At 32.6% G+C, this 12,608-nt stretch carries 13 protein-coding genes; 5 read left to right on the top strand and 8 right to left on the bottom strand.

The genetic code is table 11. From position 1 onward, the window contains the following. Window positions 1-65: 65 nt before the first annotated feature. Together FD06_RS00870 and FD06_RS00865 are read right to left on the bottom strand one after the other, a co-directional pair. The gene (locus FD06_RS00870) at window positions 66-1,028 is read right to left on the bottom strand and encodes an alpha/beta hydrolase (protein ID WP_420834742.1); all 963 of its coding nucleotides are present in this window, start codon (window positions 1,026-1,028) and stop codon (window positions 66-68) included. Window positions 1,029-1,123: 95 nt separating this feature from the next. Further along, window positions 1,124-2,452, bottom strand: a complete 1,329-nt coding sequence (locus FD06_RS00865) for an ammonium transporter (RefSeq protein ID WP_056965604.1) — start codon at window positions 2,450-2,452, stop codon at window positions 1,124-1,126. 190 nt (window positions 2,453-2,642) lie between these two features. Between FD06_RS00865 and FD06_RS00860 the strand changes: the two genes are divergently transcribed. After that, complete coding sequence (locus FD06_RS00860) at window positions 2,643-3,488, top strand: hypothetical protein (protein ID WP_056965603.1); 846 nt, start codon at window positions 2,643-2,645, stop codon at window positions 3,486-3,488. Window positions 3,489-3,696: 208 nt separating this feature from the next. On the opposite strand, the gene FD06_RS00855 is transcribed toward FD06_RS00860, so the two are convergent. Together FD06_RS00855 and FD06_RS00850 are read right to left on the bottom strand one after the other, a co-directional pair. Further along, a complete protein-coding gene (locus FD06_RS00855; protein WP_056965602.1) occupies window positions 3,697-4,170 on the bottom strand; it encodes a hypothetical protein in 474 nt (157 codons plus the stop codon). A 23-nt stretch (window positions 4,171-4,193) separates the two neighbouring features. Next, window positions 4,194-4,598, bottom strand: coding sequence for a hypothetical protein (locus tag FD06_RS00850; protein WP_056965601.1), 405 nt, complete (start codon window positions 4,596-4,598; stop codon window positions 4,194-4,196). Window positions 4,599-4,689: 91 nt separating this feature from the next. On the opposite strand from FD06_RS00850, the gene FD06_RS00845 reads away from it, so the two are divergent. Then, entirely contained in the window at window positions 4,690-5,565 is an 876-nt protein-coding gene (locus FD06_RS00845) for an RluA family pseudouridine synthase (RefSeq protein WP_054657493.1), read from the top strand. Between the two features lie 19 nt (window positions 5,566-5,584). Here FD06_RS00845 and rpiA read toward each other — a convergent pair whose 3' ends face one another. Continuing rightward, window positions 5,585-6,283 carry a ribose-5-phosphate isomerase RpiA gene (rpiA, locus tag FD06_RS00840; RefSeq protein WP_056965600.1) on the bottom strand — a complete coding sequence of 233 codons (699 nt, stop codon included), beginning with the start codon at window positions 6,281-6,283 and terminating at the stop codon, window positions 5,585-5,587. A gap of 197 nt (window positions 6,284-6,480) precedes the next feature. Between rpiA and rbsK the strand changes: the two genes are divergently transcribed. Both rbsK and rbsD read left to right on the top strand, forming a co-directional pair. Further along, window positions 6,481-7,455, top strand: a complete 975-nt coding sequence (gene rbsK / locus FD06_RS00835) for a ribokinase (protein WP_056965599.1) — start codon at window positions 6,481-6,483, stop codon at window positions 7,453-7,455. Beyond that, complete coding sequence (gene rbsD / locus FD06_RS00830) at window positions 7,427-7,849, top strand: D-ribose pyranase (RefSeq protein ID WP_054657495.1); 423 nt, start codon at window positions 7,427-7,429, stop codon at window positions 7,847-7,849. The genes rbsK and rbsD overlap by 29 nt, the downstream gene beginning before the upstream one ends. Window positions 7,850-7,977: 128 nt before the next feature. On the opposite strand, the gene FD06_RS00825 is transcribed toward rbsD, so the two are convergent. After that, window positions 7,978-10,368: a phosphoketolase family protein gene (locus tag FD06_RS00825; RefSeq protein WP_056965598.1), complete on the bottom strand. Its 2,391-nt coding sequence runs from the start codon at window positions 10,366-10,368 to the stop codon at window positions 7,978-7,980. Window positions 10,369-10,606: 238 nt separating this feature from the next. Beyond that, the gene (locus FD06_RS00820; RefSeq protein ID WP_056965597.1) at window positions 10,607-11,335 is read right to left on the bottom strand and encodes a GntR family transcriptional regulator; all 729 of its coding nucleotides are present in this window, start codon (window positions 11,333-11,335) and stop codon (window positions 10,607-10,609) included. 122 nt (window positions 11,336-11,457) lie between these two features. Between FD06_RS00820 and FD06_RS00815 the strand changes: the two genes are divergently transcribed. Continuing rightward, window positions 11,458-11,961 carry an aminoacyl-tRNA deacylase gene (locus FD06_RS00815; protein WP_056965596.1) on the top strand — a complete coding sequence of 168 codons (504 nt, stop codon included), beginning with the start codon at window positions 11,458-11,460 and terminating at the stop codon, window positions 11,959-11,961. Here FD06_RS00815 and FD06_RS00810 read toward each other — a convergent pair whose 3' ends face one another. Beyond that, complete coding sequence (locus tag FD06_RS00810; protein ID WP_054657497.1) at window positions 11,962-12,603, bottom strand: HD domain-containing protein; 642 nt, start codon at window positions 12,601-12,603, stop codon at window positions 11,962-11,964. Between the last annotated feature and the right edge of the window lie 5 nt (window positions 12,604-12,608).

Below are 12,608 nucleotides of genomic sequence, written 5' to 3'. Positions count from 1 at the left end.
CTAAATAATATTAACAGGATTAATTATACTATTAAAATAGTACGATTTTAAATCGTTAAAAGATTTTAATGCATGTATTTATTGATAAATTGTTTAACTTTATCAGTATATAACTTCGGATTAGTCTGATATGATGACGCATGTTTAGCATTTTTAATGATCAATAGTTCTCTAGGTCCACGACTAGCCTGATATAATGGATAAACCATTTTAGTTGGCACAAAGGTATCCTTTGAACCATGTATGAACATCATTGGTAAGTAATTCTTTTTAACTTGTTTTAAAGCAGAACCGTCGTACATACTGTAACCCGCTCTAACATGTGTAATACCACTCAAAATAGGTATTAACGGCCATCTAGGAAATGCTGGCAAACTATATAATTGCTGAGCTTGATAGTTTAATTCGTCCGTAATACTTGTGTATCCACAATCCTCAATATAGCCCTTAAGTTGTGAAGGAACCCTTTCACCTGAAACCATCATAGTAGTGGCTCCGCCCATACTAACACCAAACATAAAAAGTTTAGAATCTTTACCAGTGTAATTAATGACTTTATGCATCCATTTAATATAGTCTAAACGGTCTGGCCATCCATAACCAATATAGTTTCCCTCACTCTTACCTTGACCACGAGTATCAGGAGTTAAGACATTATAGCCCATTTTGTGGAACATATAGGCGTATGGGGCCATTTTCTCTTTATTTCCCATAAAACCATGTGCAACAATTACAGTTTTATTAGTTTTTTGGTTAGCTGGAATAAAATTAGCATCTAATTTTAAATTGCCGCCTACTGATTTTTGGGTCCATAAAATTTTATGGGCATCGTTTTTATACCATTGTTCTCCAGGATACAGTGGAGATGATTTAGCAACGGGTTTGTTAGATATAAAACTTTTTTGTGAAGGTACTACTGCGACATTATAAAAGTACATTCCCGCCCCAAAAAGTAATACTCCTAAAATAATAACGACACTCAAAATTCCAATTAATATATGTTTTAGCTTTTTATTCAAAAATTTCACCTTCAACGCTTTTTATTACATACAATATAGAATATTAAGCTAATTAAGAACAAATTAAAAGTCCTACATATATTTATGTAAAGCTTTTAGAGTTATTAATGATTTTTTGAATGCGAATTAAGTTGTGCAAACTGACCTTGAAATTCATCTGAATGCAAGTACATGTCTCTTTTACGTTCATCGATACCATCGGATATTTCAACAGTGTAATCAGCATCTTCACCATGTTCACTACGATCTAGCCCAACTACTTCATCCTTGTGGTTAACACGCATTGGCATGAATAACTTAAGGAATAATATGATTATAGCTGTAAAAATAGCAACAAATAAAATTGTTAGAACTGTAGCAAAAGTTTGAACGCCTAGTAGTTTAAAACCACCGCCATAGAATAATCCATTATGAATTACTGCACTGTTAACGCTCTTGGTAGCAAATAAACCAGTCATGATACTACCCAAAATTCCGCTAACTCCGTGACAACCAAAGGCATCTAAAGCATCATCAACCCCAATTTTGGCCTTTAGATAATTTACAAATAAATAACTAGCTAAGGTTGCACATATTCCAATTATAAATGATCCAAAAACGGTTACATATCCTGCCGAAGGAGTAATTCCCACTAAACCACATAAAGTTCCTGTACAAGCACCTATTAATTGTGGCTTTTTAACAAATATAACATCTAAAATTACCCAAGATACCATAGATGCAGCAGCTGCTACGGTGGTAGTTACGGTCGCTTGCATGGCTACATTGTTCAAACCAAAAGCAGATCCGGCATTAAATCCATACCAGCCAATCCATAAAATAGTGGTTCCTAATAAAATCCATGGAAGGTTATAATGACTATTTGAGTTCAAGTTTTTCTTTATTCTACGTCCCAAAAATGCTGAAAGAACGAAAGCAGTTACTCCGGCATTAATATGTACTACCGTTCCACCTGCAAAATCTAAAGTTCCTAATTTGGCTAAGAACCCATTTGTAGACCAAACCATGTGTACCATTGGATAATAAATAAATAACGACCATAAGATTATAAATAAAGCTAAAAATTTGAATTTAATTCTTCCTACTACCGCACCAACGAATAGTGCTGGAGATATGATTGCAAAAAACATTTCAAATATAGAATAAATACTAGTTGGAATTTTATAAGTAGTAAGCGAATTTAAATCAATCCCATTCATAAAAACGTGTTTAAAATTACCAATCATGCCGTAATAGTCACCTTCGAAAGATAAACTGTACCCCACTAATATCCAAAGCAAAATTGAAATTCCTGTAATGAAAAATACCGAAAGCATTGTGTTTACTACATTTTTTCTAGAAACTAAACCTCCATAGAAAAATGCTAAGCCTGGCGTCATAAATAAAACCAAAATACTAGCTAAAAACATAAAAACAGTACTTGCCACATCCATTTTATATCGCATCCTTTAAGTTTATGTTATAAATTATAACATTGTTTTTATAAAAAGATACTAAAATGTTAAATTAATCCAATGAGAACGTTTCAAAACACAAAATTATGTAACTAAAAGTGACATGAATTGCAACATATTATCTTTTAACATAGAATTATAAGTAACAAATTTATATTAGGGGAAAATTATGGATAAACGAAAACTATTAAAAAAATTAAAAAAACAAAACAAAATCATAAAATCAGAGCCGAAGTATATAGAACGACTAAAAAATTATCAAAAAATATACGCGGATTTTCCAGAAATAAAATTTTTAGTTAATAATATAATTGAGGCCAATCGCTTAATTAAACAAAACGAACTTCCTCAAGATTTACCACCTTTAATTTTAAATGATGATATTCAAGACCACATTTTTGAATATGTAAATTCTAAATATGCACAAGGCGACCCCGAAGGCGATAGGTTGTGGAACAAATTATCTGATAATTTACCTAAATTAGATAAGGACTTAAGATCATTTAGAGATTATTTAGAAACCGAATATGGCATGTGGGCATACATTTCTGCCCCCTTTATTCATGACATCAGCAAATATGTAAACAATAAAAAAGGATTGGAAATAATGGCCGGCAATGGCTATATTTCTAAAGGATTACGGAACTTAAATCAAGACATAATCGCTACAGATAGTATGGAATGGGTTAATGAAAACGAAACTGGCAAACATTTGTTAACCAACGTTGAAAAAATAGATGCCCTTAGTGCTATTGAAAAATATAAAAACGATATCGATTATATAATTATGTGTTGGTCGCCAGATGGAATCGAAATTGACGTCGATATTTTAAATAAAATAAGGTCAATAGATAGAGACATTGATTTCATTGTAATTGGAGAAAAAAATGGCGCAACTAATTCAAAAAAGTTCTGGAAAATGGCCGATTTAATAGAAAATAAACAAACTGAGTCATTAAATAAGCACCATAAACCATTTGATTTAATTCATGATAAATTATACTTGGTAAAATAAAAAGCACCCAACCGAAGTTGGATGCTTTTTTAACGGCACTTATAAATAAGTGAATCCATTAGATTTCACATATCCAATGAATCAAATACCCTACAATACGGTAGGAAAACGTACTCCGCTTGAAAATATCACTTAATCGCTTATAGCGAACCATAAAATGGCGTGATCTTCTCGACTCATCGCACTTAAATAATAACACATTTCAGCTTTATTTACTATCTTCTTTTTCTTTCTTTTCTTTTTTGTTAGATTCAATTGCGTCTAACTGAATTTTTAGCCAAGAAACAAAGTCAGCAGTGAAGTCTCTTTCCAAAAATATTTTATCATCAGCTAACTTATCAATTCTAAGCTTAGAACGGTTTACATCGTCAGACTCAATAATCATATAAACTGACATTTCTAAATTATCACTATCTTTAATGATTTTACCAATGTTTTTGGCATATCTAAAAGGTAAGTTGATAATATTATTCTGTAGATAAACAGTCGCATCTAAATCTTCAATTTTAAGCTCACAAGACTTTATTTCACCAGCTGTGATTCCATTTTGCATACTCTTAACTAACGAATCAAGAATGCTATTAGCATCTTTTTTTAAAGTACTTTGCTTAGTAGTAAATTTATCAGTTACAAAATTATCTTCAGATAATAAATCTACCATTTCTTTCGCATTCATTTCCATTTTTTAAAACACCTTACCTGTTTTTACTTTTTTATATTTCGCTTGACTATTCTTACATAGTCACTACGAATTTGTCCCCATGCAATACGATACCACATTAAGTTAGTTAATATTCCTAAAATCGCAATAACAATCATTAAACTTTTTAATACTAAGCCAACGTTAGTGCTTTGTAGCATAACTATAAAGACAGCTGAAAAGTTTAAAGTGTAAATGGCAACTATTATTCCTAACAAGTGATACGCAAATTTCCAATTCAAATACCCCAGAGCAATAGGCACTAGATATAATATAATTGCTAAAATAATAGTTCTAAGTACTCCATTACTATTATCAATACCAATCCATTTGGTACTCATCATTATATCGACTAAAACAAACATTAATAAAGATAAAACGGATATTAATGTTATTTTATTTTTATCCATAATCATCCTCCGCCAAAATTATTGTAGTTGTTATTTTATTTTGAAAGCATTACATTAAATATAACATACAAAAAACTGAAGGAATTTTAAAATGAAAACTTGGTCATACAATTTAACTGTTAATAGTGAAAAAGACGTTAACCTTAAAAGTTATCTTGCTAACGAACTATTAATCCCCAAACATTTAATTTACTCGCTAAGAAAAGACAAACGGATACTAATAAATGAAAATTATTTACCAATGAATTTCAACGTAAAAAATAATGACAAACTGACTTTAATTTTCAAAGAAAATGACTTTACTTTGCCAGTTCAAAATATATTACCAGATAATTCAAAGAATATATCCATAATTTATGAAAATGGCGACTTAATCGTTGTAAATAAGCCCCACGGAATTAAAACTCATCCTAATTATAAATCAGAAAAAGGAACTTTATTAAATTTTGTTGAATCCTATTTAAATCAAAATAATCAGCATGCCTATATGATTCATCGGCTTGATAAGGAAACTTCTGGAGCCATCATTATTGGTAAAAATCCAGCAGTAGTACCTATATTGGTTAGATTAATCAAAGAAAAAACAATTAAAAGATACTATCTAGCATGGGTAAATGGTACTCTTGTAAATAATCACGGATTATTAACTGAACCAATTGGCTTCGATAATCAAGACCCACGAAAACGTAAAGTGAACGGGGCTAATGCTAAGCAGGCGCTCACTCAATATAAAGTTATCAAAACTAAAAACAATAATTCATTATTAGAAGTGGAGCTACAAACTGGTCGCACACATCAAATTAGAGTTCACCTAAGTCACATTGGTCATCCTATCATCGGAGATCCGCTTTATAACAAAATTAATGATAATCATCAAATGTTGTTACAGTCATGGAAAATGAGATTAACTTTACCGTTCAGCATGAAAACTATTACTCTAAAAATAAATGAAGATAATCTTATTTAAGACTATCTTCATTTTTGCTTTAGTTTAAAACGAGACCTTTAGATAATTTTGATCTTCTTATATCTTTATTTAATCCGCCAATAAGTAATTCGTCACACACATTTAGGAATAAGCCATGTTCCACTACGCCTACCATGCCTTCAATTTTTCTGGATAATGAATTTAAATTTTTAAACTTATTTATATCAACATCAATAATATAGTTATGAGAGTCAGTTAAAAGTCTAGTATAATCATCATTTAAACGATAAGTAGGATTCAAGCCCATTTCTTGTAAACTATCAAATATGCGCTGAGAGCCAAATTTTATAACTTCAATCGGTAACTTAAACTTGCCTAGCTTATTATGAAATTTACTAGAATCAACTATCCAAATGTTATATTTAGATTTACTAGCGACTATTTTTTCGAACAGTAGCGCTGCTCCTCCACCCTTTATACCATTTAAATTAGCATCAACTTCATCAGCTCCATCAACGGTTACATCAATCGACTCTACATCATCAATATCAACTACGTCTAGTCCTAATTTAGAACCTAGCTCTGCAGATTTAATAGAAGTAGCAACACAAACTACATTCATATGTTCTGCTTTAACTCGTTTAGCAAGTAATTCAATAAAAATGGAAGCTGTAGAACCAGAACCTAATCCTACCACAGAATTATTAACTATTTTTTTAACGGCCATTTGAGCAGCTTGATTCTTTTCAACATTCATAAAATCACCCCAAAAACTATAAAATTAACTCAACTAAAATACTATACTAATCTTCAAATTAATCAAGTGAAAAGTTTCACTTGATTAATTTTGCAAACGTTTTCATAAAACTCTTTACAAACGTTAAATACTGTTGTATATTGTTTTTAGGTTAAGTGAAATACTTAACAATATACTTTTGGAAGCTGGTTTTATTTATGACAAAAACTATTACGGTTTTAGGCTCAACAAACATTGATAAAGTTATAAAAGTTCCTAGATTTGCAAAAAGTGGCGAAACTTTAAAAACTAATAGTCACATAGTAGAAGCAATGGGTGGAAAAGGACTAAACCAAGCAGTTGCAACGGCTAGATCAAATGCCAAAACAATTATTTTAACCAAAGTAGGCAAAGAATTTAATATAGAAAAAAATATGAAAGTAAAGAACTTAGTTACTAGTAACGTTATGCGTTCAGAAAAAGAACAAACTGGCCAAGCATATATCACGGTTTCTGAAGAAACTGGTGATAACATAATTCATATTTATGGTGGTGCAAATATAGATATTACCCCAGTAGATGTCTTAAAGAACGAAGAAGTCATTAAAAATTCAGATTTTATTATTGCTCAATTAGAAATACCAATCGACGCAGTTATTGAGGCATTCAAAATTGCGAAAAAATATGGTGTCAAAACAATTTTAAATCCAGCTCCAATGCCAGAAAAAGGTGGATTACCTGAAGAATTACTTCAAAATACTGACATGATAACTCCTAATGAACATGAAACATACCTTCTAACTGGAATTCAAGCCGATAATTTTGATAATTTAATACGAAATGCTAACTATTATTTCAATGACGGAATTAAACAAGTTATTATTACTTTAGGAGCTAGAGGTTCATTTTACATGAACGCTAACGGTGAAAATGGTATAGTTCCTATAATTGATTCTAAAGTAGTTGATACAACAGCTGCTGGCGATACTTTTATTGGCGCCATGGCAACTAGATTAAATCATGACATGTCAAACTTGAAAGAGTCTATGGAATATGCAACTGCAGCATCTTCAATCACTGTATCAAGAAACGGTGCCCAACCTAGTATCCCTTCGGAAAGCGAAGTATTAGTAGTATTAGGTAGAAATATGGAGGTGTTTAATAATGCGAAAAACCAACTTGTTAAACACTAAATTATCCGAAGCTATATCTCAAATTGGACATACACAGTGGCTAACAATTGGAGACTGCGGATTACCAATTAAAAATGATGGTAGGAAAATAGATCTTTCAGTAGTCAGAGGCTTACCCAAGTTTATTGACGTTTTAAAAGCCACTTTATCCGAAATGAAAGTTCAAAAAGTATATTTAGCACAAGAAATTAAAACCAAAAATCCTAAACAACTAGAAAACATCATGAAACTTCTAGACGACGATGTAGATATTGAATGGGTATCACACGAAGAACTTAAAAACATGTGTCATAGTTCTAATAACATCGCAAGTGTAAGAACCGGAGAAATCACCCCTTACTCTAATATAGTTTTAGAATCAAATGTTGATTTTATTGGTGAAGCCATAAAATAATTTAAATGTAAACAATAAAGGACTGTAAAACTACAGTCCTTTTATTTTTATAGTAAATAAATGTAAACAAAAAAGGCTTGCTCAAATATTTGAGCAAGTCTTTTTCATATTTCATTGAAATAATTAAATTACTTCAATGGTTTCCATTGCCAAGCGTTAACTTCTGGTAAGTCAGTACCAACTTCACGAATGTAAGCATTGTGCTTGTCAATCATGTCGTTCATACGTTGTACGAATGAAGCACCCTTAACTGAGTATTCTGGAATGTCGTTAACAACTTCTTTAGCTAAGTCGAAACGATCTAATTGATTCAATACACGCATGTCAAATGGTGTAGTGATATCACCGTTTTCACGGTAACCATGAACGTGTAAGTTATGGTTGTGACGATCGAAGAATACATCTTTAACTAGACCTTCGAAACCGTGGAATGCAAATACAACAGGTTTGTCAGTTGTAAATAGACGGTCAAATTCTTCGTCAGTTAAACCACGAGGGTCAACCTTAGGAGAACGTAGTTTCAAGAAGTCAACAACGTTGATGTATCTGATCTTCATTTCTGGGAATTCTTCGTGCAAGATTGAAATTGCAGCAAGAGTTTCCCAAGTAGGTTCAGTACCTGCAGAAGCCATAACAACGTCTGGTTCTTGACCTTGGTCAGTTGAAGCCCAGTCAACGTAGCCTAAACCATTGTTAACTAAGTTAGTAGCTTCTTCAATTGAGAACCATTGTGGACGTGGGTGTTTTGAAGTAACGATTAAGTTAATCTTTTCTTGACTAGCAAAAGCAACGTTACCAACAGCTAATAAAGTATTAGCATCAGATGGTAAGTATTCACGAATGAATTCAGGTTTCTTTTCAGCCAAGTGAGTTAACATACCTGGATCTTGGTGAGTGTAACCATTGTGATCTTGTTGGAATACAGTTGAAGTATCAACAAAGTTCAATGATGGGTACTTTCTTCTCCATTTTTGGTCAGCAGCTTTACGTAACCACTTGAAGTGTTGAGTTAACATTGAATCTACAACACGACCGAAGGCTTCGTAAGTTGCGAAGAAACCGTGACGACCAGTTAGAACGTAACCTTCTAACCAACCTTCATCTTGGTGTTCAGATAATTGTGAATCGATTAAACGACCTGAATGAGCAACATATTGGTCATTAGGTTCCATAATGTCTTCCATCCATTGACGGTTAGTTTCATTGAACACACCGTACAAACGGTTTGACATTGATTCGTCAGGACCAAAGGCACGGAAGTTGTTAGGGTTTGCTTCCATAACAGCACCCAACCAGTTTGACCATACACTCATATCTTCAGCAATAGTTTCACCTGGTGTCTTGATTTCAACAGCAAACTTCTTGTAGTCAGGTAATACTAATGGCTTAGGATCGATACCACCATTTGTAATTGGGTTAACAGACATACGTTGGTCACCCTTAGGTGCTAATGCCTTGATATCGTCTTTAATAGTAGCGTCGTCATTGAATAATTCTTCTGGCTTGTATGATTTTAACCACTTAACAAGCAAGTCAGCATGTTCCATGTTGTCGCTTGATACAGGAAGTGGAATTTGGTGAGCACGGAATGAATTTTCAATTGGTTGACCATCTAAGTCCAACTTAGGACCAGTCCAACCTTTTGGTGTTCTAAGAACAATCATTGGCCATACTGGTTCTGTAGCAGTTTCAGCAGTTTCGTTTTCACGAGCATTCTTTTGAATAGCTTTGATTTCTGGAATAACTTGATCCATAACTTTAGCCATTTTTTCGTGGTAAGCCATGTGGTCATCGAAATCTTCTTCGTTTTCAACGAAGTAAGCTTTCCAGCCCATACCCTTGAAGTAATCTGATAATTCTTCATCACTCATACGTGACATAATAGTAGGGTTAGAAATCTTGAAACCGTTCATGTTAATGATAGGTAAAACAGCACCATCAGTAACAGGGTTGATGAATTTGTCAGAGAACCAACTAGCAGCTAGAGGGCCACTTTCAGCTTCACCATCACCAATTTCAACAGCAGCAATTACGTCTGGATTATCAAGGATAGCACCAACACCGTGTGATAGTGAGTAACCTAATTCTCCACCTTCATGAATTGAGCCTGGAGTTTCAGGGGCAGCATGTGATGCAACTCCACCAGGGAATGAGAATTGTTTGAATAATCTAGCCATACCTTCTTCATCTTGTGAGATGTTAGGGTAAATGTCTGAGTAACTGCCATCAATGTATGAGTTGGAAACCATAACTTGGCCACCGTGACCTGAACCTTCGATGTAGAACATGTTCAAGTTGTACTTGTTGATAGCTCTATTCAAGTGAGCGTAGATAAAGTTTTGAGATACGATAGTACCCCAGTGACCTATAGGTTTAACTTTAACGTCATCTGATGTTAATTTTGTCTTTAATAATGGGTTTTTCTTTAGATATAATTGACCTACTGATAAGTAGTTAGCAGTACGCCAGTATTTGTCTAATTGTTCCAAATATGCTTTGGAATCAAAATCTTCTGCCATTAATTAACACTCCTTTTATTGAAAATACTATTGAAATTAATAATGATTAGCAAAACTACTAGTTGACCCAGCAGTTTGTTTACAATGAATATGATAAAGGGTTTTCATAAAAAGTCAACCTTTTTAATAATTGATACGGTCCAATTACCACATTACACGCCAATCATCTTAATTATCGAGACTATTATGAACGATTGAGCGTAAATAGTCCAATTTTTTTAATTGTTTTTGCATTTTTTTAATAATCATCTAACATTACAAAAGTGTTATATCTTAAATATTTATAATGTAATCGCATATTAGAAACTTCGAAGGGAGTTCCATCATCTAGAAAAAAGATTCCTTCCATAATACCAACCGGTTCATTTGCTGATAAATCTAACAGTTTTTGATCTTCTTTATTAGAAGGACTAGCCAAAATTGAAAGAAAAGAACGAGTTACCCGCTTATGCATCTTTTCTTCGATATAATTAAAAATAGAGCCTGAGACTATCTCTTGAGATAATTCTGGGGCTATTTTTATTGGGATATAACCAGTTTCAATCATAAACGGTTGATTATCAAAAGAACGTAAACGCTTTATTTCATAAACAAAGTCACCCTTTGATAGAAATAAATCTTGTTGTAATTCTTCACTTGCAGGAACTACTTTGAAACTCAACAATTTTATTTTAGGGGTCATCCCTTGGCTTTTTAAACTGTCGGTTATCCCTAGATTGGAACCTTCATAATGAAAAATAGTTTTGTTTTTCATAAATAGCGGGTTAATGAAAGTTCCTGAACCACGTTTTTTAAAAATAATTCCTTGATCCGCCAAAATCTTCAAAGCACGCTTTATTGAACTACGACTGACTGAATACTGTTCACTAAGGCTTCGCTCATCAGGCAATCGTTTGTTTGGAAAAGCATTTGCAATAATTTTTTGCTTTAAATCATGCATGACCTTTCGATAAACTAAATCTGCCATATTTTCTCCTCAAATCGCACTATAAATTTACAAATAAAGTATAACAGATTTTTATATTTACGTTTTCAATATTTATAGACACCGATGTGATTATGATAAAATAACAAATGAGGTGAGTTTGAATGTCAAAAAAGAAAAAGAAAAATAACATTCATAAAACGCTAGTAGAACAAATTTTAGATAAAAATAAAATACCTTACCAGCAGCACATTTTCCCCACACATGAAGAAGGCGATGTAGCTCAAATGGATGTTAAAGATGATACTGTCGATGAGCATATGATTTATAAAACATTAGTTTTAAATGGAAAAACTACTGGTCCAGTAGTCGGGGTGGTTCCACTAGATGCCCATTTAGATGAAAAAAAATTAGCTAAAGAATCGGGAAATAAAAAAGTTAACATGGTGCCATTAAAAGATTTATTAAAAACTACTGGTTACGCACATGGTGCCAATACGCCTATTGGAATTTATGAAAAATTTGGTTATCCAATTTATATTGATGATGAAGCCAAAGAACAAGGTGATATTTTTGTTTCATCTGGTCAAATTGGTCGTTCAGTAAAAGTTAATGCTACTGAAATTGCTAGATTAACCAAAGCTAAATTCGTGGATATTAAAAAATAATCACCTTTTAGCTTTATATTCCAATTTAAATTCTTTTAGAAAATCTTGCATATATTGAGTCCGACGAGCCGCTATTTCAATAGCGGTTTTTGTGTTCATTTGGTGCGATATTTTTAAAAGTTTTTCATAGAAATGATTAATAATCGTTGTGTGTTTACGATACTGTTTAGCGTTTTCTAAAGTTCGCGGTCGCTCATTTTCATCATAAATAACATCACCGAAATGTCCCCCATAATAAAAAGCTCGCGCAATTCCAATGGCCCCAATCGCATCTAATCGATCGGCATCTTGAACAATCTGCCCTTCTAAACTTAATGTTCGTTTAAATTTTAAATTTTTGCTAAAAGACATGTTATTAATGATATTAAAAATGTCGTCAATTTCACCATTACTAAAATCACATTTAATCAAATATAGTCTTAATTTTAAGCTTTCAATTTCAACACTATCAACTAACTTATCGTCAATTACATCGTGTAAATATGCGGATACAATCGTAAGCTGTGCGTTGGCAGCCGGCTCGCTTTGCAAAATTAACTTAGCCATTTTAACAACTCTTTGAATATGATCAATATTATGGCCAGTTTTATCATTAGCCAGTTTGTCGTTAACATATTTAGCGACCAAATTTACTTTATTCATAAAAA

The sequence above is a fragment of the Apilactobacillus ozensis DSM 23829 = JCM 17196 genome, from assembly GCF_001435995.1.
Taxonomy (GTDB): Bacteria; Bacillota; Bacilli; order Lactobacillales; family Lactobacillaceae; genus Apilactobacillus; species Apilactobacillus ozensis.
Note: the sequence above shows the minus strand (reverse complement) of the source record. Positions and strands in the feature narration are given on the sequence as shown.